The sequence below is a fragment of the Providencia rustigianii DSM 4541 genome (assembly GCF_000156395.1).
Lineage (GTDB): Bacteria > Pseudomonadota > Gammaproteobacteria > Enterobacterales > Enterobacteriaceae > Providencia > Providencia rustigianii.
In genome coordinates this window covers 135,067-157,142 of sequence record NZ_GG703818.1, presented here as the reverse complement: position 1 = coordinate 157,142, position 22,076 = coordinate 135,067, and the positions used below count along the sequence as shown (strand labels likewise).

Annotated in this window: 20 protein-coding genes; 3 read left to right on the top strand and 17 right to left on the bottom strand. The window is 39.2% G+C overall.

Annotated features, from left to right (window positions below):
- Window positions 1-83 precede the first annotated feature (83 nt).
- From PROVRUST_RS05795 to PROVRUST_RS20140, 16 genes are all read right to left on the bottom strand, one after another.
- Window positions 84-581 carry a fimbrial protein gene (locus PROVRUST_RS05795; RefSeq protein ID WP_112835953.1) on the bottom strand — a complete coding sequence of 166 codons (498 nt, stop codon included), beginning with the start codon at window positions 579-581 and terminating at the stop codon, window positions 84-86.
- A gap of 11 nt (window positions 582-592) precedes the next feature.
- A complete protein-coding gene (locus PROVRUST_RS05790; protein ID WP_006813797.1) occupies window positions 593-1,108 on the bottom strand; it encodes a fimbrial protein in 516 nt (171 codons plus the stop codon).
- Window positions 1,109-1,116: 8 nt separating this feature from the next.
- A complete protein-coding gene (locus PROVRUST_RS05785) occupies window positions 1,117-2,088 on the bottom strand; it encodes a fimbrial protein (RefSeq protein ID WP_006813796.1) in 972 nt (323 codons plus the stop codon).
- 11 nt (window positions 2,089-2,099) lie between these two features.
- A complete protein-coding gene (locus PROVRUST_RS05780) occupies window positions 2,100-4,610 on the bottom strand; it encodes a fimbria/pilus outer membrane usher protein (RefSeq protein WP_006813795.1) in 2,511 nt (836 codons plus the stop codon).
- A 27-nt stretch (window positions 4,611-4,637) separates the two neighbouring features.
- Window positions 4,638-5,306: a fimbrial biogenesis chaperone gene (locus PROVRUST_RS05775; protein ID WP_006813794.1), complete on the bottom strand. Its 669-nt coding sequence runs from the start codon at window positions 5,304-5,306 to the stop codon at window positions 4,638-4,640.
- Between the two features lie 56 nt (window positions 5,307-5,362).
- Window positions 5,363-5,893, bottom strand: a complete 531-nt coding sequence (locus PROVRUST_RS05770) for a fimbrial protein (RefSeq protein ID WP_006813793.1) — start codon at window positions 5,891-5,893, stop codon at window positions 5,363-5,365.
- A gap of 505 nt (window positions 5,894-6,398) precedes the next feature.
- Entirely contained in the window at window positions 6,399-6,677 is a 279-nt protein-coding gene (locus PROVRUST_RS05765; RefSeq protein WP_006813791.1) for a helix-turn-helix domain-containing protein, read from the bottom strand.
- A gap of 72 nt (window positions 6,678-6,749) precedes the next feature.
- A complete protein-coding gene (locus PROVRUST_RS05760) occupies window positions 6,750-7,259 on the bottom strand; it encodes a fimbrial protein (RefSeq protein ID WP_006813790.1) in 510 nt (169 codons plus the stop codon).
- A gap of 9 nt (window positions 7,260-7,268) precedes the next feature.
- Entirely contained in the window at window positions 7,269-8,246 is a 978-nt protein-coding gene (locus PROVRUST_RS05755) for a fimbrial protein (protein ID WP_006813789.1), read from the bottom strand.
- A 10-nt stretch (window positions 8,247-8,256) separates the two neighbouring features.
- Entirely contained in the window at window positions 8,257-10,791 is a 2,535-nt protein-coding gene (locus PROVRUST_RS05750; RefSeq protein ID WP_112835959.1) for a fimbria/pilus outer membrane usher protein, read from the bottom strand.
- Between the two features lie 9 nt (window positions 10,792-10,800).
- Window positions 10,801-11,469 carry a fimbrial biogenesis chaperone gene (locus PROVRUST_RS05745; RefSeq protein ID WP_006813787.1) on the bottom strand — a complete coding sequence of 223 codons (669 nt, stop codon included), beginning with the start codon at window positions 11,467-11,469 and terminating at the stop codon, window positions 10,801-10,803.
- A 37-nt stretch (window positions 11,470-11,506) separates the two neighbouring features.
- Complete coding sequence (locus PROVRUST_RS05740; protein ID WP_006813786.1) at window positions 11,507-12,031, bottom strand: fimbrial protein; 525 nt, start codon at window positions 12,029-12,031, stop codon at window positions 11,507-11,509.
- Between the two features lie 410 nt (window positions 12,032-12,441).
- Window positions 12,442-13,887, bottom strand: a complete 1,446-nt coding sequence (gene glnG, locus PROVRUST_RS05735; protein ID WP_006813785.1) for a nitrogen regulation protein NR(I) — start codon at window positions 13,885-13,887, stop codon at window positions 12,442-12,444.
- 9 nt (window positions 13,888-13,896) lie between these two features.
- On the bottom strand, window positions 13,897-14,946 hold the full coding sequence (gene glnL, locus PROVRUST_RS05730; protein WP_006813784.1) for a nitrogen regulation protein NR(II): 1,050 nt from the start codon (window positions 14,944-14,946) through the stop codon (window positions 13,897-13,899).
- A gap of 167 nt (window positions 14,947-15,113) precedes the next feature.
- The gene (gene glnA / locus PROVRUST_RS05725) at window positions 15,114-16,523 is read right to left on the bottom strand and encodes a glutamate--ammonia ligase (RefSeq protein ID WP_006813783.1); all 1,410 of its coding nucleotides are present in this window, start codon (window positions 16,521-16,523) and stop codon (window positions 15,114-15,116) included.
- Between the two features lie 367 nt (window positions 16,524-16,890).
- On the bottom strand, window positions 16,891-17,667 hold the full coding sequence (locus PROVRUST_RS20140; RefSeq protein ID WP_223844748.1) for a PadR family transcriptional regulator: 777 nt from the start codon (window positions 17,665-17,667) through the stop codon (window positions 16,891-16,893).
- A gap of 424 nt (window positions 17,668-18,091) precedes the next feature.
- On the opposite strand from PROVRUST_RS20140, the gene typA reads away from it, so the two are divergent.
- Window positions 18,092-19,915 carry a ribosome-dependent GTPase TypA gene (gene typA, locus PROVRUST_RS05715; RefSeq protein ID WP_006813780.1) on the top strand — a complete coding sequence of 608 codons (1,824 nt, stop codon included), beginning with the start codon at window positions 18,092-18,094 and terminating at the stop codon, window positions 19,913-19,915.
- Window positions 19,916-20,009: 94 nt separating this feature from the next.
- Here the strand turns inward: typA and PROVRUST_RS05710 are convergent, their stop codons facing one another.
- On the bottom strand, window positions 20,010-20,561 hold the full coding sequence (locus PROVRUST_RS05710; protein WP_039854575.1) for a helix-turn-helix transcriptional regulator: 552 nt from the start codon (window positions 20,559-20,561) through the stop codon (window positions 20,010-20,012).
- 401 nt (window positions 20,562-20,962) lie between these two features.
- On the opposite strand from PROVRUST_RS05710, the gene yihX reads away from it, so the two are divergent.
- Together yihX and dtd are read left to right on the top strand one after the other, a co-directional pair.
- On the top strand, window positions 20,963-21,577 hold the full coding sequence (gene yihX / locus PROVRUST_RS05705) for a glucose-1-phosphatase (protein WP_006813778.1): 615 nt from the start codon (window positions 20,963-20,965) through the stop codon (window positions 21,575-21,577).
- A 60-nt stretch (window positions 21,578-21,637) separates the two neighbouring features.
- On the top strand, window positions 21,638-22,075 hold the full coding sequence (gene dtd, locus PROVRUST_RS05700; protein WP_006813777.1) for a D-aminoacyl-tRNA deacylase: 438 nt from the start codon (window positions 21,638-21,640) through the stop codon (window positions 22,073-22,075).
- The last annotated feature ends 1 nt before the right edge of the window (window position 22,076 follow it).

Below are 22,076 nucleotides of genomic sequence, written 5' to 3'. Positions count from 1 at the left end.
TTTGTGAGATCTTTTCATTAACTGAATAAACTTTAACTAATTAATCTAATATGGATTATTGAAATAAGATTTTTGTTGAATATTTAGTGATAAATAAATGTGAAATCAAGATGGCTTTTAAATGAGCCTCCCGTCATTCCTGAACCGTAACCAGCCATTCTAGCTGAAAGAGGAATTTCAACGGTGCGAGTTTGTTCGTTAACGGGAGTGGAAATCTGATCGCCATTTTTTACTGTTGCTTTATTTAATCCCTGGGCTAAATTTAAAGCGACATTTTTAGCAGTACCGTTATTGATAAAATAATTTGTTGCAACAAGGTCGGGTGTTCCATCAATGACCATAATCGCCTCTTTGGTATCCACTGGGCAATTTTTTAACTTAATCGTAAAATCTACCCATGGGGATGCTTGAGTATCACGAATATTCCAGACATTCACTTTTTTTAGGTCAACCACATAATTGGCTTTCTCTAACTCACAGGGTCGTGCGGTAACATAACCGTGAACGTGGATATTGGCAGCTTGCGCCATGACAGTTAAAGGGGACGCTAGAAGCAATAATGAGAGTGCTAATTTTTTCATTATTCTCATCCTTATAAATAAGTAATTGTGGCTGTAATATTGGCGGATACAGTACCTGCACTCGCATTACCTAATGCACTAAATGCTCGGGTTCTTAAAGGAATACTGAGACTATTTTGTCCAGATAAAGGTACCTGTAATACTTTTTGATTACCTAATGGGGTTATTCCATTGCCACTTTCAAGTTGAACTGCAATATTTTTAGCAGTGCCCATATTTTTATATAGGCTATTGATATTATTGGTGTCAGCCGTTCCGCTAAAGGTCAGTACTATTTGATTAATATAAGAAGAACAGTTATTCATATCAATGTTAAATTGCTTCCAATCTGAGCCACTTTGAGGTTGACTAAATAAGTCAACGGGCATTCTTTTTAAATCAATATCAATATTATTCCCACCCGAGATATTACAGGTTGCGGCTTTAATGTTTCCTTTAAAATTTAGTGTTACTGTACTTGCTGAGAATGCAGGTAAATTAATTAATAAGCTATTCGCAAGTAATAAAGAGAATATTAATTTTTTCATTATTTTTCCTATTCATAGCGAATATTGACAGTGGCAGTTGAGTTTGCACTTCCGGGCGTGATTTTATCTGCCGTTTTAATATAACGTGCCTTCCAATTAAACATATAATCACCGGCAGGCACGCTATTTTGTAAACTATTTTTAGTGTTAAGTTTTACAGGTACATTGTTTTTATCTAATAATTGAATCGCTACTCCGGTCGCTTTATCGGCACCGGATAATGCTAATTTTCCTGTGTTGAGATCAACGTAGCCCGCAGAACTGGTCACGGTTGTTTTAATATTAGCCCCTGCCATGCAGGTTAATGCAATGGGAATATCGACTGAGGTGCTGGTATCTCCAATATTTGCAAATTGGGTATCATACCAATCGCCGAGTTCAATATTATAAACAGACTGACTGTTTTTTAATGAGCAACTGAGTACATTAATTCGATAACTACTTTGAAATCTAAGTGTATTGGCGATAAATCGAGTTCTTGGCGTTGTATTGTATTGAGATAAAACGGCCACATTTCCACTACGGATGGTTCCGGACAATGAAACCATACCTGTTTTAACAATATCGATAGTCCAGTTAGTTGCTCCAGCATAACCCCAGCTTGTGCTTGCGGTTGATGAGCGTTCAGGAAAATATCCTCCATTGAAACGCACTCGAATTCCAATCCCTGATATATTGGTAGGAGCCGTATTATTTGAACTTACAGACCATCCATTAGTAAAGTATTTATCAATGTACCCACCACAATCTTCTTGTCCTTTAACTGCAAAACCATATCCGGAACTGAATCCTGTTACAGTGTGGGATCTCAATACAGTATTATTGGTTATTAAATTATCATATTGCAAATATATGGTGTCATTTGGTATATACCTTATTTGATTATTTAATGGGTTTTGTGTACATGCGGCAATGGAGTATTCTGTATAGAACAATGACGTCCATAATACAGATAAAAAGTAATATATAGATTTTTTCATTTTTATTCCGCCTATTGACAAACCGCAGCTGTTTTATATAGCCCCAAATAGTTCGATACACCCGCCAAGTTATAATTCACCTGACACTGTTGTTTATCGTTATATTGGATAATAAAACTGCCACTTTCGGCTAAACCGGATAAGTAAATTTCACCGTCATTACCGACCATGCCATTTAATTGATTGTTATCTTTAAAGATGGCTTGAGCGCCAAATGGTACCGGTTTTCCATCAGCAAATTTAAGCTCCATCATGGCGCGATAGCCCACATTGGCGGCAAAGCTGGCTTTCACTAACGCCCCGCGGCTAGGTGCAACGGTTTGGCTGGTTAACTCCATTTCTGTATTATCAGGTAGGGCTGAAGTGTCGATATCAATCGCATTTTTACGGTATGCGGTAACATAAGGCACTAAAGCATAGCCTTGATTATTGGTCACTACGCCAGCTTGGTTCAGAATAGGTACATCGCCAGCTTCTGGAATATCCACAATGGCTGCTGTTTCACCTAATTGTTGCCCAAGCACAATGCCACCTGAATGAGCAACTAAGCTGCCATTAGTTCCATAATAGAGATTGTAATTATCTTTACCGTAACTGCTTCCTCCAGAAACCTCGCCATATTGTCCTTTATATGTGGCATTCATATTGCCCGACGATCCTTGCCCTTGGGTGGTATAACCTTGCTGGAGACTCCAGTTTAAGCGATTATCCAATTGGCTTGCGGAAAGCCCCATATTTCCAGAGTTAGGACCGTTACTGCTGCTATTGGTGTTGAGGTTGTAGTAAAAAGTACTATCAAACAGGTTAATTGGAATACTGACGTTCAATGCCAGTTGATGATCATCTTCATTTTGACCTTGGTTATTCCCATTGTAGGCATACGTACTGGTATCACGGTTATAAGTGTAATTAATCCCATAACTGATGCCTCGCCAGCTATTGCTATACCCGAGTGTTGCCGATTGAGTTTTCTTATCACTATTCCAATAATCTTCATTTACATAGCCTATTGAAAGAGAACCGTAATTTTCACCTAAGTTTTGGCTGAGTGTAATTTCACCACGGTTACGGCGTCGTTCAATTTCCGGGGTATAGAGAGTATCTCGAAAAGTATCAAAAACTTCCGATAAGCTGTAAAACCCTTTGGTGGAATAACGGTATCCGGCTAAGGCGATATTGGTTCCGATATCATTCAAGTTTTTGTTATAACGGAAGCGGTAAGATTGCCCTTGCTCTTTGGTATCATCCGTAAATTTTGAGCTCGCATGAGTGACGTCAATAGAAAGCGCCCCAAATTGTCCAAGGTTTTGCCCTGCTCCAATAGAATAAGATTGGTAGTTTTCACTGATCTGGCTTCCGCCGAAAGCGGTGATCCCATAAGGAAGACCATAAATAAGTGTAAATTGCCCAAAGTGAGTTTTATCTACATGGCTATCATAGGCGCGATATTGCCCGCCCGTTACACTGTAGGATAAATAACCCTCACGCTGTAATACAGGTAAAGAAGCAAAAGGAACAATTTGGTATTGCTCACTACCGTTAGATTCTTTAATTGTGACATGTAGGTCACCACTGGCACCTGTAGGGTACAAATCATTGATTTCAAATGGACCGGCGGCCACTTCTGTCTGGTAAATCGTATAGCCATTCTGTCGAATAGTAATTTGTGCGTTACTGCGCGCAATTCCGCGAACAACCGGCGCGTAACCGCGTAAACTTTCTGGATACATATCATCATCAGTCGCTAACTGAGCGCCACGAAACGGTACGCTATCAAAGACCATCGATGGAGATACACTGTCTCCAAGCGTTAACTGGCTTTTAATGCTATTAATGCCACGTGAAGCATAGGTATACACGGTATCCCATTTGCTAGATTGGTTATCACTGCTTGACCAAGTGGTATAGTTACGTAGACGCCAAGCGCCGATATTTAAACCAGGTCTTAAATTCACATAATTTGAGGTGCTATCGGAGCCGCCTTTCTTGCGGTCATAATTTTTAGAACCGCTGTAGCTGTAATTCAGCATTAGTGCATTAATTCCATTATCAATATCCGCTAAATTGACATAGCCTCGCGGGTTTTTGTCTAATGCAATTTGAGGAATACTTAAATACAGCCGCTGTGAATCAAACTCAAAGCTACTTGTGGCGTCAGGAATTACGGCTAAATTCACACAACCATTGCTTGCACTTTGTAGCTCTGGATATTCAGTCGTTTTTACGCCGAAATCATTCAGATCTGTCAGAGATAAACAGGGAATTAGTTTATTTTGGTTGTTTTTATCAAAATTTAATTTTTTGGCACCAATTAGGTTACTATTAACATAAATATCAACATAGTAACTTCCTGCTAATTGTTCGTTATTTTCAAACTGAGTTAAATCAACCGCATCTTTATTGGGAAGCTCTAAAAAATCCGGATCAAAATAGACATTATTATCTGTATTTTTTTCTGCATACAATGATACCGTATAGCCTAAATATAAAAATAGGCCAAAGCATATTTTATTTATTTTCATTGAGAAGTAACCTAATAATTATATCGTCTATATTTTTATTTCTGATGCTTTTTCGGCCGCGCCGTAATCATTAATAACTTCCCATTTAACAGTACCTTTTGTTGCGGTATCATTAACTTCAAATGTTGTCGTTGTTAATGGTGCAGCGTAGGAAACATCATTAATTTTTTTACCATTAAAAGTGACGCTCTGAAAATTCATGTAATAAGGTGTTGGATTCTTAACTGAAAGTTTTTTTCCTGATTTTGTCCAAGTTAACTTATTCTGTTCTTCTTCAAAATTGACATTTTTAAACGTTGTAGGACGATAAATTAATTTCATCTGAGTTTTAAATGCAATCTGTAATGAATTTTCAGTACGTTCAGTTGCAGGAATGGTTTTTATATTTAACCAGAATAAAGATTCTTTATCTGTAGGGAGCTTGTTCTCAGTTAAAAAAATTCTCAATGCATTGGTTTTTTCAGGGTTTAATCTAAATAATGGTGGTGTGATAGTGAAATCAGATTGTTTTTTTTCATCAATACCATCAATCCAGGATTGGATTAAGTAAGGAATCTTATCTGGGTTCTCAACAGAAATACTTACATCTTTACTTCCCTCTGGATAAATAACACGAGTTCCACCAATAATAACACCTGCATAAGCCGTATTAATTATTGTAAATAAAGTAACAAGGGAATAAACAATAAATTTCATATTACCACCATTGAATAAATACTAAGGTTTAATTCCTTTTAAACCTTAATAGCTAATTAGTTATAATTAATTGTAAATGTTGCATTAGCGTTTGCTAAACCGACATCAACACTGTCGGTTTGAGCGATATAACGAGCTCTGAAATCTAAATTATTTTCAACGCCATCTTTTAGTGGGTAAGCTTTAGATGCGGTGAACAGAGGGATAACTGTGTTTACATCATCAGTGATTTGGATACCAACGCCTTTAGCAACGCCTGATTGTCCGGCATCTTTAAGCTCAATAACTGAGTCATCATTAGGGTAAGAGGTTGCATCAAATTTAACGGATGCAGAGGTTACCGTTGTTGGGCAATTAATTAATTTAATCGTAAATTTAGTTGCAGCTGCAGTGCTTCCTGCACTTGGTAATGCTTTTTTAGAGACTTTACCTAAATTAACTTTTAGTGCATCAGAACCTGATGCCAATTCACATGCTTGGTCAGTGATCTCGCCCGTGAAATCAATTGTTCCATCTGCCGCTAATGCACTATTTACAGCAAAGATAGAAGATGCAGCAATTAATGATGCCAGTAAATTCTTTTTCATTCATTTTCTCCAAGAGATATTTATATTTGATAAATTGAGCTTCATTGAAATAATGATTAACTCAATTGATGGATATTTTGTCTTTTATTTTAACTTTAAACAAGTTTTTGGTTTTTTAGATTTAATTATAATTAAATTGTTTTTTATTGGCTTGTTTTGTTACTATTTCACCATAGAGGTTGGATTTTTTAATGAAAAATTCCGATAAACAAATATATTAATAATTTGCATTTAATCATTAATTAAAAATAAATATTAAATATTAATATTTACATTTGATTAATACTTTGTGCATAATTACACGTTATGAGAGATTTATGGGATTTAATGTTCTTAGATGAATTTTTTATGATTGTTGATTTTTGAAAATCAATGGTCTAAATAAGATGGTATATGAAAATGTTCCGGATAATAATTGTGTTTTGTTGTCTTATTTCAATGTTGAAATAAGATTAATCATTAGTGCACGTTCTAAAATAGACTGTACCGCTCTATTTTTATTTTGTTAACTAATAAATTTCTCTGTTTTTTTGACATGTTCACGAATTTTTTTCTTTTCAACTTCAGTAAAAATAAAAAAAGTGACCATGTTAATGCCAAAATAGTCAGCATATTGTTTCAATTTATCAATTGGGATCCGAGACTGCCCCTTTTCATAACGAATCTGTTGCATTTCATCAATACCTACTGCATCTGCAACTTCTTGCAAGGGTAATTTTTTTCGTTCACGAATAAATTTTATTTTATGCCCAATGATTTCAGAAATTGTATGGTTGTTATTCATATGAACCTCTCATTAAAAATAAGCCTTGTTAAGAAATACGTTATTCTCAAAATGATCACCACTAAGAATTTGTTAGTTATAGGTCAAAATAAATTCCACATGGCTGCGAAAGGACCCAGCAGTCATCGCAGTATTTAAGCTGGTCACTCGTGCAGAGAATGGGATTTCTGCGCGATGGGTTTGTTGATTAATCGGCGTTGTAATTTGAGAGCCATTTTTGACGCGAATTTGACTAGAACCAGAAGCTAAATCTAAAGCAACGTTAGTGGCAGACCCGCTATTACGAAAATAGTCTGAATTTGTGGGTTCTGGAACTCCTGTTAAAGTCATGACAGATTCACGGGTGTTGAGAGGGCAATTTTTTAAATTGATACTGAAGTTGACCCATGGAGCTTTTTGATTATTACGGATATTTGCAATATTGACTGTTTTTAGGTCAATGATATAGTTTGTCTGCTCAATCTGGCATGGTGTTGCTTTTATATTTCCATTAAACAGTAAGTTAATATTCTCGTCGGAATAGATATCGAAACAAGTTATTAGCCCACTTAGCAATAATGACTTTAGGAATATGACTTTCATCTGTGAGTCCTATTCATAACGAATATTAACAACGGCATTCGAATTTGCTGTACCCGGTATGACCGGTGCAGCTGTTTTTATGTAACGGGCTTTCCAATTAAAAAGATAATCCCCAGCAGGGACATTATCTTGCAAGTTATTTTTATTATTCAAACGGATTGGATTATTATTTTTATCCAGCAGTTGGATAGCGATACCGCTGGCTTGGTCTGCACCTGCGAGTTTTAGTTTTCCTGTTTGAGGGTCTTCATAACCAGCACTGCTGGTAATCGTGGCTTTTATATTGGCTCCAGCCTTGCAACTTAAGGTAATAGGAATATTGACTGAGGTACTGGTATCCCCAATGTTTTGAAATTGGGAGTCATACCAATCACCCATATCAATAATATAAGTTGGATTTTTTAATGAACAGCTAACAGTATTAATGGTAATGGCATTATTGGGAATATTGAGCGTAGTTAAATACCAAGTTGAATTCACGGGTTTTGTATTGGTCTGGTATAACTGAGCAGCCCTTCCCGGAGTGAATGTTCCCGGTTGTGTAACTCGGCCTGTTTTTTTAATGATGACATGCCAGCTGGTTTCTATGATATTCCAGTTTGGTGTGCTTCTACCAGGGACATAAGAGTTAAACCAAAGTGCGGAACCCGTTCGAATCGACATGCTGATACCGGGAATATTTGTGGGCGCTATAGAATTTGCATTCGGAACCCAGCCATTAATAAATCGCCCATGTAAATCAGTCACCCCACAATCTCGCCCTCTAGGTGAATTGGTATCCAATGGGCCGGTTCCATACGGAATCACGATAGTTTCTAAATCTCGTGTCGTTATATCATCATAAGGAATGTTATAAACTCGGGGGGGAATATTGAACATGAGATTCATAAAATTAGGGTTTTGAATACAGGCGGCTGCTGTATATTGGGAATACAGAAATATACCACTTGGTAGCCATATTTTTTTCAATATCTGTGTGCGGTTCATATGTCTTCCTTTATTGGCATGTTGCAGCTGTTTTATAAAGCCCGAGATAATCAGATAAACCAGTTAAATCATATTTAACATGACATAAAAATTGATTGTTAAATTGAATATCAAATTCCCCTTGTTCACTGAGTCCAGAGAGATATACCTTTCCTTTATCATCAACAATGCTATCTATCAGATTATTGTCAGCAAAGACTGCTTGCGCTCCAAAAGGAACTGGATGTCCATTTTCCATAGTTAGGGTCATAAAAGCTCGATAGCCTAAATTGGCATTAAACTGAGTTTTAACTAATGCACCTCGACTTGGGATAACGGTTCGGCTAGTAAGTTCAATTTCTGTATTATCTGGTAGTGCTGAAACATCAATGCTTAGCGTGTTTTTATGATAAGGAGAAACATAAGGGACCAAGGCATAGCCCTGTTGATTAGTACTGACCCCGGCATTATTTAAAATAGATACATTGGGGGTTTCAGGGATCTCTATTAGAGCGGCTGTTTCCCCTAGCTGCTGTCCAAGAACTAATCCGCCTGAGTGAGCAACCAAGCTACCATTTACACCATAATAGAAGTTGTAATCATCTTTACTGTAGCTACTTCCTCCAGATGCCATCCCCATTTGACCTTTATAGGAGGCGTTAATATTTCCTGTGCTTTGATGGTTTTCATTAATCAAGCCCTGCTGCATACTCCAATTTAAACGATTGTTAAGTTGCGATGCTGAAATGCCTATATTGCTGGAGCTAGAACTGCGATTGTTATTTGTCGTATTAATATTGATATAAGCGGTACTGTCGAAAAAATTAAAAGGAATATTTATGGATAGCGATAATAGATGGTTAATCTTTCCTCTTGTGCCACTGTCCGTTGAGGAAAAATAGTCACGATTTTTATTGTAGGTGTAATTTGCACTATAGTTGATGGCATTCCAGCTGTTGTTATAGCTAAAACTGGCTGATTGGGTTTTTCGATGACTATTCCAATAGTCCTCATTAATATAGCTTCCAGAAATTGCACCATAAGAGTCTCCAAGATTTTGACTTACAGTAGTTTCAGCTCGATTTCGCTTCCGTTCAATTTCTGGGAAATAGTAGGTATCTCGATAACTATTTAACGTTTCCGATAAGCTATAGTAACCATCTGTTGAGTAGCGATAGCCAGCTAATGCGATATTGGTACCGATATCATTCAGATTTTTGTTATACCGGAAGCGGTATGATTGCCCTTGATGGCTTGAATTGTCATTGAGTGAGGCATTTGCGTAAGTGATATCTAAAGATAATGCCCCAAAATCCCCTAGATTTTTGCCAAACCCAAATGATTGAGCATTATAATGATCCGCGTATTGCAAACCACCATAAGCAGTAACGCCATGAGATAGACCATAAATTAAAGAAAGTTGAGTAAAATGAGTTTTGTCTACATGGGTATCATAAGAACGGTATTGCCCACTAGTTGCACTGTAAAATAGGTAGCCTTCCCTTTGTAGAATAGGAAGTGAAGCAAAAGGAACAACGAGATGTTGTTCACTTCCGTCAGTTTCTTTAATTGTGACATACAAGTCACCGCTACTGCCTGTGGGATAGAGATCATTAATCTCAAAAGCACCCGCAGGGACTTCGGTTTGGTAGATAATATAGCCATTTTGACGAATAGTGAGTTGGGCATTACTGCGTGCAATTCCTCTGACAGTTGGTGCGTAGCCTCGTAAGCTTTCAGGGTACATATCATCATCGGTCGATAATTGAATCCCACGAAATGGAACTGTATCAAAAACCATCGCAGGGGAAACGCCATCCCCTAGGGTGAGCTGGCTTTTGATACTGTTGATATTGCGTGAGGCATAGGTGTAAACCGTATCCCACTGATTCACATTATTATCGCTATGAGTCCATGTAGAATAGTTACGTAAACGCCAAGCACCTAAATTGACTCCGGGGCGTAAATTCGCATAGTTTGCTGTTGCGGTTCCTTGATGTTTACGACTGTAATTTTTTGACCCGCTATAACTGTAGTTGAGAAACGTCGCATTTATGCCATTATCAATGTTGGCTAAATCAATAAAACCTCGAGGTGTTTTTTCTAAGGCTATTTGTGGAATACTTAAGTACAGGCGTTGTGTTTTGAAGTTAAAATCACTTTTAGCATCAGGAATGGTCGCTAAGTTTATGCAGTGGTTGATCTCCCGCTGTAATGCAGGAAATTGTTTTAGTTTGATACCAAAACTGCGAAGATCATCCGCAGAAAAGCAAGGGCGCAGTTTATTGTCGCTTTCTTTTTTAAACATTATTTTTTTTGCCGTCATGAAATCATTATTAATATAGATATAGACAAAATAATTCCCCTCTAGTTGTTGGTTATTATCAAACTGAGATAGGTCAATATTGTCTTTATTTATCCCTTCTAAAAAATCAGATTCAAAATATGAATCATCCTCATAAGATTGACTTTTATCGTTATTGAAATTATTTTCAGCATATGAAATGGTCATGCTGCATGAATAAAACAGCACTAAAAAATAACATTCCATTGGTAGATTTTTCATTATAAATGTTTATATTTTTCTCTCTGAGGCTTTGGTTGTTGCACCAAAATCATTGATTAATTCCCATTTGACGACGCCATGTTGAATCAAGTCATTAACACTAAATGTGATTGTTGAAAAAGGTGCAACATAAGAAACATTTTTTAGTTGCTTACCATTGAATGTTATACGCTGAAAGTTAATATAGTAAGGGGTTGGGTTTTTAGCGGTAAGTTTATCGCTAGATTTTGACCATATAAGTTTATTCTGCTCTTGATTAAAATCGACATCTTTTAATATTTGAGGTCGATAAATGAGTTTCATTTGAGTTCTAAATGCGATTTGTAATGAATTTTCTTTGAATTTTACTGAGGGGATGTTTTTAATGTTTAACCAAAAAATAGACTCTCTATTATTAGGTAATATATCCTCAGTCAAGAATATCCGTAAAGTATTAGTGCTTTCTTTTGGTAGTTTAAATAAAGGTGGAGTTATGGAAAAAATTGATTGAGACTTACCATTTTCATCATCAATCCATGATTGAATTAAATAGGCGATATTATCTGGATTTTCAATGTCAATACTGGCATCTTTTCTTCCTTCATTATAAATAACCCGTGTACCTCCAATGATGACTCCTGCATGGCAAGTGGTGATGAATGTAAAAAAAAGTACAAAATAAGTGCAAATATTCTTCATATTATTGCCATCCAAGTTATGTATAACCCTACTAGTTTTAGTTATAGCTAATTAAAAAGGTCGCTGAAGCATTGGCTGATCCTGCGACAACCGGAATAGCCTTAGCAATATAATTGGCTGTAAAATCTAAACTATTTTCAACTGTTGGTAGGATGGGATACTCATTAGAGGGGGTTAGTAGTGTAATGACGGCACTTTTATTATCTGTTAATTGGACTCCAACTCCACTTGCAGCATTCGGTATTGCTTTCAGCGCGATAACTGAGTTATCTCCGGGAAAAGACGTGGCATCGAATGAAACTGTCGCACTATTTATTGATACTGGGCAATTAACGAGTGTAATCGTAAATTTTACGGGAATAGATTTACTACCAACATTTGGTAAGTTTGCTTTTGGGATGCGTCCTAATTGGACTTGGATATTTTTTGATTCAGTTTTTATTTCACAAGCTTGATCAATAATATCACCAATAAACTCGATGGTTCCATCAGCAGCAAAAGTTAGAGAGTTTGGAAGGAATGTTATTCCAGCAATCAATACTGTGAATGTGTATTTTTTCATATTATCGTCTCCTGAAATAATTTATTTGGCTCTTTTGTTGTGAGCTATATTAATTTTAGAAGACTTTTAGTTATTTACTTCGTATTTTTATATTTTTTGTTTTGATATGATTTATTGATAATTTTTAATTATTTGGTGGGATATTCTGTTGCAGTCAAAATGAGTCATTGGTAATGTGCGTAATATATTGTTTGTTCATTTTTTAATTCCCTTAATTTGATTTGTATTTAAGAAAATAAATATTATATCCTTTTTGTGTTTATAATGATGGTGTTGGATTTTGTTTTTAATCTGAACTTGATTTGTTTTATTTATATCATTCTATTTTATTTGATTGTTTTGGTGCTTAAAATTAAACGACGATCTATTTATGAAGTTATAATAAAGATAATAATAGCCCATAAGGGCTATTATTCAATATCGAGTTCTTTTAATTTACGGGTAAGTGTATTTCTTCCCCAGCCTAATAAGCGGGCGGCCTCTTGCTTATGTCCATGCGTATATTTCAGGGCACAGTTCAGCATGGTTTTTTCTAGCAATGGCATTGCCTCATTAAATAAATCTTGCTTACCTTGCTGTAGAGAGGCATCTGTCCATTGTTCGAGCAATTTAAACCAAGGTACATTGAGTTCATCCATGTTCTGGGGGGAGACCTCAGAGGTTTTGGTCGATTTTACTATTTCTTGCTTATTAAATAGATCCGCGGGTAGGTCTTGAGGTAAAACCTCTTGGCTAGCCGCCATAACGGTCAACCAGCGACAGACATTCTCTAATTGACGAACGTTTCCTGACCAGTGATAACGTTGAAGAATCTTAAGACTATCGGGATGGAGAATTTTACTTTCAACACCCAGTTCTTTGGCGGTATTTTGTAAAAAGTAGTGAGCAAGGCGTGGAATATCTTCCGTACGTTCTCTTAATGGCGGTAATTGCACTCGAATAACATTCAGTCGGTGGAATAAATCCTCACGGAACAATCCCTCTTTGACTCGTTTTTCTAGGTCTTGGTGGGTTGCGGCAATAATCCGCACATCGACCTTCACAGGAGTATATCCGCCGATCCGATAAAATTGCCCTTCAGCAAGTACACGTAATAATCGAGTTTGCACATCAAGGGGCATATCACCAATTTCATCAAGAAATAATGAGCCGCGATTAGCTTGCTCAAATCGGCCTTGGCGAACTTGGGAGGCGCCAGTAAACGCGCCTTTTTCATGACCAAATAGCTCTGATTCAATCAAATCTTTAGGAATAGCGGCCATATTTAGCGCGATAAACGGCTCTTTTGCTCGAGGACTATGCTGGTGTAGCGCGTGAGCAACCAGCTCTTTTCCCGTGCCAGATTCTCCATTAATCAACACACTAATTGATGAGCGCGAAAGGCGACCAATAATACGGTACACCTCCTGCATTGCTGGGGCTTCTCCAATCATGGTGGAGGATACTATTGTTGCTTGCGGTTTACCGCCAGCTGCGCTGTTTTGTTCTCGGCTATGATTTAGAGCGCGCTCAACAAGAGCAACAGTTTCATCAATATCAAACGGTTTTGGGAGATAATCAAAGGCACCAGATTGGTAAGCATTCACGGCGGCGTCGAGATCGGAATGTGCTGTCATAATAATAATGGGCAGCAGGGGATGGGACTGTTTTAACTGAGAAAGTAAAGCTAATCCATCCATACCTGGCATGCGAATATCAGATAACAATACATCGGGACAGTCATTTTCGAGAGCGGTAAGTACCGCTGTGGTGCTATCAAAGCAGGTACAGGTGAGCTGCGTATTATTTAATGCTCGTTCAAGTACCCAGCGGATAGAACTGTCATCATCAACAACCCAAACTTTTCCCTTCTGCATAGCTATCTCCTATTTTTTGATGGGTAAATAAATAGAAAACTCGGTATGTCCCGGCCAACTGGTAAACTCAATTTTCCCTGAATGTTGGTCCACCAAACTACGGGCAATGGATAGGCCTAGCCCTGTTCCATCTGGGCGCCCACTCACCATTGGATAAAATAGGGTATCTTGGATTGTGAGTGGAATACCGGGACCATTATCTTCAATATCAATTCGTGCGGCTAGGCGATAGCGCTCCCCCTGTAACATAACCTGAAATGCAGTGCGGGTACGAAGGGTAATATTCCCTCCGGATTCTGATAACGCTTGCAGCGCATTACGGGTAATGTTGAGGAGTACTTGTTCTACCTGATCCGGATAATATTCAAGGTCAGGAAGGCTTGGATCATAGTCACGGATTAAGGTGATATTCTCCGGTTTTTCTAAGGAAACTAAGCGCACCACATTTTCGACGCTGTGATGAATACTTTGCTCGGTTTTGGGGCCGGGATATTGTGGTCCAAGTAATCTATCGACAAGGGCGCGTAAGCGATCCGCTTGTTCGATAATCACTTGGGTATATTCATTAAGCTGCGGGTCGGGCAGCGCCTTAGACAAAAGTTGTGCAGCACCACGTAATCCACCAAGGGGATTTTTGATTTCGTGGGCGAGCCCTCGAATCAGCTCTCGGGCTGCGAGTTGTTGGGCATTTTGCGCGAGCTCTTGGCTAAGACGTCGCTGGCTATCCAGTTGAGAAAGCTCAACGAGAATAAATTGGTCGGATAGAGGTTGAGCACTAAGAGACATCATATGAGAATGACTGTTAACCACCAGAGTGACTTCATTTTCGGTAAAACTGTGCCCCTCTTTTAAGCTGTTAAGCATCAGCTCATCATTTAATGAACAATAATTAAAGAGTAAAGGGAGCGGGGTGCCATACAGTTTGCGTGGGCTTTGGGCTAAAACTTGTAGAGCAGCATGGTTGGCATAATGGATAATCAGGTCATAATCCAGCACTAACACACTGTTGATGAGAGAATCGAGAAGATATTCGGAGGCGGGTAAATGCTCGGTTTTCATGTAATATTGCTCCTGCACTATTTTGGTGCATTATACGTTATTTACGAAGTAACCGATACGTCGACGCCAATATTTGCAGTTCACCACTCAGTTCGTAGAGAAAAGGCCCCATCATTTAGATGGGGCAAGTGCTTCACGGCAACAAAGACTATCAGTGGAACGGCGTGTTACGCACTGTAGTACATTTCAAATTCGAGTGGGTGTGGTGCCATGCGAACGCGTTGGATATCCGCACGCAGTAATTCAATGTAAGCGTCAATAGCGTCGTCAGTAAATACGCCACCACGGGTCAAGAACTCACGATTTTTATCTAATTCTGCCAGTGCTTCATCTAAAGAACCCGCAACCGTTGGGATTTCTTTTGCTTCTTCTGGTGGTAAATCGTACAAGTTTTTATCCATGGCATCGCCCGGGTGGATCTTGTTGATGATGCCATCAAGACCTGCCATCAACTGAGCGGCAAACGCTAAGTATGGGTTTGCTGCTGGGTCAGGGAAGCGCACTTCGATACGACGTGCTTTGGTGCTAGCTACCACTGGGATACGGATAGACGCAGAACGGTTACGCGCAGAGTAAGCTAGCATCACTGGAGCTTCAAAACCTGGGACTAAACGCTTGTATGAGTTAGTCGTCGGGTTAGTAAATGCGTTCAGAGCACGTGCGTGCTTGATGATACCGCCGATATAATACAGTGCCATTTCAGATAAACCGCCGTATTTATCACCTGCAAATAGGTTGACGCCATCTTTAGATAACGACATATGGCAGTGCATTCCGGAACCATTATCACCGACTAATGGTTTTGGCATAAAGGTGGCTGTTTTACCAAAAGCGTGCGCAACGTTATGTACGACATACTTATAAATTTGGGTTTCATCCGCTTTTTTCGTCATGGTATTAAAGCGGGTTGCGATTTCGTTTTGACCAGCGGTCGCTACTTCGTGGTGATGAGCTTCAACGACTAAGCCCATATCTTCCATTGTTGTACACATAGCGGAACGCAAATCTTGTGAAGAATCGACGGGTGGTACTGGGAAATAGCCGCCTTTAACTGCAGGACGGTGGCCTTTGTTGCCGCCTTCGTATTTGGTTCCAGTATTCCATGCTGCTTCGATATCATCGATATGGTAATAGCTGCTGTGCATGCTGTTACCGAAACGGATGTCATCAAATACAAAGAATTCTGGCTCTGGTCCAAACAGAACGATATCTGCAATACCGCTAGAACGCAGGAAGTCTTCCGCACGTTTAGAGATAGAACGTGGGTCGCGATCGTAACCTTGCATAGTGCCAGGTTCTAAAATATCGCAACGAATAATTAAGGTATTATCTGCGTAGAATGGGTCTAACAGCGCTGTTGATGGGTCTGGCATCAGCACCATGTCAGATTCATTGATCCCTTTCCAGCCACCGATTGATGAACCATCAAACATTTGGCCTTCTTCAAAGAAGTCTTCGTCTACTTGATGAGCAGGGATAGTGATATGTTGCTCTTTACCTTTTGTATCAGTAAAACGCAAATCAATAAATCTTACATTGTGCTCTTCGATCAACGATAAAACATGTTCAGCGGACATTCTCGGCTCTCCTGGTCGGGTCTATTCAACAGACGTAGATAATTAAAGTCATACGCAGGTTGGTTTATCTGGCTTTACTGCATTAATGACTCATTCATTAATGACTGAGTAAGCTCTCTATAGGGACTATAAGCGAAAAACGTGCCAACTTTTTAAATCATAGTAAATACTGATTGTTATAAAAGAATAGCAACGATTCGACTAAAAAACAGTCTATCATTGAGCTGGATTGGTGCAAGAGAAAGATTTGTTGCACCAATATGGTGCGTATTATCTATCTGGAGAGGAGAACAAAACAGCTTTGCGCCATTTTCAGACTCAAAGCTGTTTGTATTTATGATTGGATGAGTTAATTCAATGCTCGTGATTATTCATCATCGCTGTCTGTTAATAGCGCATTGACTTCTTCAATCTGTTTTACTGCGTCATTGATGATCGTTGCAATTTGATGAGTTTGTTCTTCACTCAGCTGCTTTAAAACCATTTTATGGCGTAGCAAGGCTTTAAATCGACTTACTGCCACTTCAATATCTTCTGATAAATTACTGCCTTGTTGGAGTTCACGGGCTTTTGCCAACTTACGAGCAATGACAGATTCAATGTCTTTATTCTGTGCTAAATGTTCAGCACCTTCGGCTGTAATGGTGAAGCTTTTGCGATTACGTTCAACAATTTGTGATTCCAAGAAACCTTGTTCTTCCAACAAAGTCAGTGTTGGATAGATAACGCCAGGGCTTGGAACATATAAACCGCTGGAGGCTTCTTGGATATCTTTAATAATTTCGTATCCGTAGCTTGGTTTTTTTGCCACTAAAGAAAGTACCATAATGTGCAAATCGCCGTGATCAAATAAGCGACGTAAACCTTTACCGCGTCCACGACCATGACGACCTTCGCCGTGACAGCCTTCACCGCGTCCACGACCATGACGACCTTCGCCGTGACAGCCTTCACCGCGTCCACGACCATGACGACCTTCGCCGTGGCAGCCTTCACCGCGTCCATGACCATGACGACCTTCGCCGTGGCAGCCTTCACCGTGTTCATGGTTGTTGCGTTCTTCACCATGGCAGCAACCACCATGGCCTCGTTGATGTTCATCATGGTGAGAAAAATAAACATGACGACAAGTGTGTATTCTCATATTAACCTCTGTTATTATTTCGATATATCTAATTTAGATTCTGAGAATACTCTATTCCGATATATCTAAAGTGTCAAATTAGATATATCGAAATAAAGAAAAAGACATTTAAAAGAGTGACAGGCAAAGAAAGTTTATTTTTTATTCTTTTTTTCGGCTGCTAATATTTGCTTTTTAGCGTATTATTCTGTCACTTTGTGATTTCCTAGTGCTGATACCAACAATTTTTTTAAGTATTTTTGCACTGTGACGCAACTGAATGTTTTTTAGCTAAAAACTTTTTTAATAGTGATGGCTTTCACATTTATTCCACTTGTGTGGAAAAACGTGTAAAATAACAGCAAATTAATGTAGAAAGTATGCTTTGGGCTATATAACGACTCAAAAGCATATTCCTTTCCTGTCAATGAAACGGTAAAAATCCTTGTCAATTCAAAACTTAAGAAACATCGCCATCATCGCTCACGTTGACCATGGCAAGACAACTCTGGTTGGTAAATTATTACAACAGTCGGGCACTTTTGGTGAACGTGAAACTGTTGATGAGCGTGTTATGGACTCCAATGACTTGGAGAAAGAGCGTGGTATTACAATCCTTGCTAAAAATACCGCTATCCAATGGAACGGCTACCACATCAATATCGTAGACACCCCAGGCCACGCCGATTTCGGTGGTGAAGTAGAACGTGTTATGTCTATGGTTGACTGTGTTCTGCTGGTTGTCGATGCGATGGATGGCCCTATGCCACAAACTCGCTTCGTAACACAAAAAGCGTTCGACCATGGTTTAAAACCAATTGTTGTTATCAACAAAGTCGACCGCCCAGGCGCACGCCCTGATTGGGTTGTTGACCAAGTATTCGACTTATTCGTGAACTTAGGTGCAACGGATGAGCAATTAGACTTCCCTATCGTTTATGCGTCTGCATTAATGGGTATCGCAGGTCTTGAACATACAGATATGGCAGAAGACATGACCCCGCTTTATCAAGCGATTGTTGATCATGTTGAGCCACCAAAAGTTGATCTGGATGGTCCTTTCCAGATGCAAGTTTCCCAATTAGATTACAACAGCTATTTAGGTGTTATCGGCATCGGTCGTATTAAACGCGGTGTTGTTAAACCAAACCAGCAAGTAACTGTAATCGACAGCGAAGGTAAAACTCGCAACGGTAAAATTGGTAAAGTTCTGACTCACTTAGGTTTAGAGCGTATTGATTCACAACAAGCAGAAGCTGGCGATATCGTTGCTCTGACTGGTTTAGGTGAATTAAACATTTCTGACACTATCTGCCAAGTGGGTAGCGTTGAAGCTCTGCCTGCACTAGCGGTTGATGAACCAACAGTCAGCATGTTCTATTGTGTTAACACCTCTCCATTCTGTGGTAAAGAAGGCAAATATGTGACTTCACGCCAGATTCTGGATCGTTTACACAAAGAGTTAGTTCACAACGTAGCACTGCGTGTTGAAGAAACTCAAGATCCAGATGCATTCCGTGTTTCGGGTCGTGGTGAGCTGCACTTATCTGTTCTGATCGAAAATATGCGTCGTGAAGGTTTCGAATTAGCGGTTTCTCGTCCAAAAGTTATCTTCCGTGAAGTTGATGGTCGTAAACAAGAGCCATTCGAACAAGTGACTTTAGACGTTGAAGAGCAGCACCAAGGTGATGTAATGAAAGCGTTAGGTGAGCGTAAAGGCGACCTACGCGGCATGATGCCAGACGGTAAAGGCCGTGTGCGTCTAGACTACATCATTCCTAGCCGTGGTCTGATTGGCTTCCGTACTGAATTCATGACAATGACTTCAGGTACAGGTTTACTGTACTCTTCATTCAGTCACTACGATGATGTTCGCCCAGGCGAAATCGGTGGTCGTCAAAACGGCGTTCTGATTTCTAACGGTCAAGGTAAAGCAGTTGCATACGCGCTGTACAGCCTGCAAGATCGTGGTAAGTTATTCTTAGGTCACGGTGCTGAAGTGTATGAAGGCCAAATTATCGGTATTCACTCACGTTCTAACGACCTGACTGTTAACTGCTTAACCGGTAAAAAACTGACTAACATGCGTGCGTCAGGTACTGATGAAGCAACCACATTGTCACCACCAATCAAGATGTCTCTGGAACAAGCTCTGGAGTTTATTGATGATGATGAACTGGTTGAAGTTACTCCACAGTCAATTCGTCTGCGTAAGCGTCATTTGACTGAGAACGATCGCCGTCGTGCAGGTCGCTCTAAAGAAGATTAATCGTTAATCTTTGAATTAAAATGGAAGGTGCCAAATATGGCACCTTTTTTTATGCGAGCAAATTGGAAAAATTAGAAGAAATATCAACATTGGGTTATAGATACTTCACGGATTCAAGAAACTGTATTTTTTTAGCTATTTCAGCACGTTGATGTGAAGCTCGTGTTCTTAGTGCAATATTCCATTGTTCAATCGTATCTGCATTTTTAACGAGTATATTATTTGGAGATATGCGTTCTGATTTTACCAACCAAGCGGCTACCTCAGCCCAACTCCAGAGTGGGGACTGACCTTTGATGCGTTGGATTGGGTTGGGAAAATCACCTTTACCTCGAGCTCCGTCTTTAAACAAAGCAATAGCTTGCCTGGATAAATTGGCGAGTTCAGCAATATCACTCAATCCAACCAAGCTTGAATCAATAGATTCTACGCGTGTATTAATGGTGCTAGCGGTTTCAATCTGTTGGATTGCGCTAGAAATGGCATCATCAAGGGAGCTTGCTTCTCTATCAAATTCCAAGTAGACAGTTTTTCCGTAAAAACAAATAAGTGCGTCATCGCATCCCGCATTATAGAGCGCGTCTTCTAATCCTTCAGTATCGGTATTGACACCAGATAAAACTAAAGTGAAATTATGAAGCGCCATAGACATCAATTCCTTAATCAAAATTTTGAATTTAATTAAAGGTGAGGTGGAGGAAACCACCTTCATCCTTTTTATGGGCGACGTATTTTTCTCCCTTGTTGTTTAGAATAAATATACTGTTGACGCTTGTCAACGATATGGCGCCAGAAAATAATGATGTTCGTCTCTGGTGGCGACATTCTATCGTTAATGGGACGGGAAGCAGTGGTGTGAAGCTTTTTTAGGAGTATGTTTGGGATTATGTTATATGGGATTGATTTAAAGGCACCGAAAGCAATCAATTGATCCATTTTGCTTAATCGATAAATTGAAAAAATAACCCTAATAATCACTAATTAGGGCTGTTCAGTTGCCTGAATAATGATTAAAGTAAATTTAGTGAATAACAAAGAGGACAATTTATGCTGTATATCTTCGATATGGGTAATGTGATTATTGATATCGACTTTGATCGTGTGTTTGATAAATGGTCAGAACTGAGTGGTACTCCAAGTTCAGAAATCAAATCCCGGTTTACTTTTGGCAATATCTTCCAATTACATGAATGTGGCAAAATTTCAGATATCGAATTTGCGGAGATGCTCTGTGAAGAGATGGGTATTACGCTAAGTTTTGAAGATTTTGCTGAAGGCTGGCATTCAATTTTTATCTCACTAAGACCTGAAGTTATCGATATCATGGAGCGTTTGCGTGAGCAAGGGCACCGAGTTGTTGTGTTATCGAATACTAACCGTCTGCACTTAGATTATTGGCCAGAACACTACCCAGAAATTGCAGCATCCTCTGACTTCCTGTATTTATCTCAAGATTTAGGTATGCGTAAGCCAGATCCAGAAATTTTCAAATACGTTCTGGAATCAGAAGAGTTTGATGCCGCTGACGCTGTCTTCTTCGACGACGTAGAAGAAAACGTAAAAGCAGCACAAGCCCTAGGTATTACCAGCGTACATGTGTTAAATAAAGACACGGTTCCTGAATATTTCCGTACTTACGACTTTAGTGCTGAAGTTGAATAATCCCGTTCCTAACATGGAGCAACAACATATGTTGCTCCATCTTTTTTATATAGAGTTTCCATGATCGCATTAATCCAAAGAGTTACTCACGCGAGTGTTGTTGTCGATAAAAAAACAGTGGGGCAAATTGGCTCTGGTCTTTTGGTTCTGCTTGGTGTTGAGAAAGACGATGACGAGCAGAAAGCTAAACGATTATGTGAGAAAGTGCTTGGGTACCGCATCTTTGGTGACGAGCAAGGGAAAATGAACCTAAATGTAAAACAAGCGGGTGGAAGCTTACTCGTTGTTTCTCAATTTACGTTAGCAGCTGAAACCAATAAAGGAATGAGACCCAGTTTCTCTGGTGGCGCTGAACCAGAAAAAGCTGACCAATTATATCAGTACTTTGTACAGGAAAGCCGCCAACAAGGCATAGTGACTGAAACGGGAATCTTTGCTGCTGATATGCAAGTGAGCCTAACCAATGATGGCCCAGTAACCTTCTGGCTACAGGTATAGA

Bases quoted from the DNA above. Each gene is read 5' to 3' on its own strand.
- glnL (WP_006813784.1), bottom strand. From the start codon at position 14,946: ATGAAAACCGAGCATTTACCCGCCTCCGAATATCTTCTCGATTCTCTC.
- PROVRUST_RS05740 (WP_006813786.1), bottom strand. From the start codon at position 12,031: ATGAAAAAATACACATTCACAGTATTGATTGCTGGAATAACATTCCTT.
- PROVRUST_RS05755 (WP_006813789.1), bottom strand. From the start codon at position 8,246: ATGAACCGCACACAGATATTGAAAAAAATATGGCTACCAAGTGGTATA.
- glnA (WP_006813783.1), bottom strand. From the start codon at position 16,523: ATGTCCGCTGAACATGTTTTATCGTTGATCGAAGAGCACAATGTAAGA.
- PROVRUST_RS05785 (WP_006813796.1), bottom strand. From the start codon at position 2,088: ATGAAAAAATCTATATATTACTTTTTATCTGTATTATGGACGTCATTG.
- yihX (WP_006813778.1), top strand. From the start codon at position 20,963: ATGCTGTATATCTTCGATATGGGTAATGTGATTATTGATATCGACTTT.
- PROVRUST_RS05770 (WP_006813793.1), bottom strand. From the start codon at position 5,893: ATGAAAAAGAATTTACTGGCATCATTAATTGCTGCATCTTCTATCTTT.
- PROVRUST_RS05750 (WP_112835959.1), bottom strand. From the start codon at position 10,791: ATGAAAAATCTACCAATGGAATGTTATTTTTTAGTGCTGTTTTATTCA.
- PROVRUST_RS05780 (WP_006813795.1), bottom strand. From the start codon at position 4,610: ATGAAAATAAATAAAATATGCTTTGGCCTATTTTTATATTTAGGCTAT.
- PROVRUST_RS05790 (WP_006813797.1), bottom strand. From the start codon at position 1,108: ATGAAAAAATTAATATTCTCTTTATTACTTGCGAATAGCTTATTAATT.
- PROVRUST_RS05710 (WP_039854575.1), bottom strand. From the start codon at position 20,561: ATGGCGCTTCATAATTTCACTTTAGTTTTATCTGGTGTCAATACCGAT.
- PROVRUST_RS05795 (WP_112835953.1), bottom strand. From the start codon at position 581: ATGAAAAAATTAGCACTCTCATTATTGCTTCTAGCGTCCCCTTTAACT.
- PROVRUST_RS05765 (WP_006813791.1), bottom strand. From the start codon at position 6,677: ATGAATAACAACCATACAATTTCTGAAATCATTGGGCATAAAATAAAA.
- PROVRUST_RS05745 (WP_006813787.1), bottom strand. From the start codon at position 11,469: ATGAAGAATATTTGCACTTATTTTGTACTTTTTTTTACATTCATCACC.
- PROVRUST_RS05760 (WP_006813790.1), bottom strand. From the start codon at position 7,259: ATGAAAGTCATATTCCTAAAGTCATTATTGCTAAGTGGGCTAATAACT.
- dtd (WP_006813777.1), top strand. From the start codon at position 21,638: ATGATCGCATTAATCCAAAGAGTTACTCACGCGAGTGTTGTTGTCGAT.
- glnG (WP_006813785.1), bottom strand. From the start codon at position 13,887: ATGCAGAAGGGAAAAGTTTGGGTTGTTGATGATGACAGTTCTATCCGC.
- PROVRUST_RS20140 (WP_223844748.1), bottom strand. From the start codon at position 17,667: ATGAGAATACACACTTGTCGTCATGTTTATTTTTCTCACCATGATGAA.
- PROVRUST_RS05775 (WP_006813794.1), bottom strand. From the start codon at position 5,306: ATGAAATTTATTGTTTATTCCCTTGTTACTTTATTTACAATAATTAAT.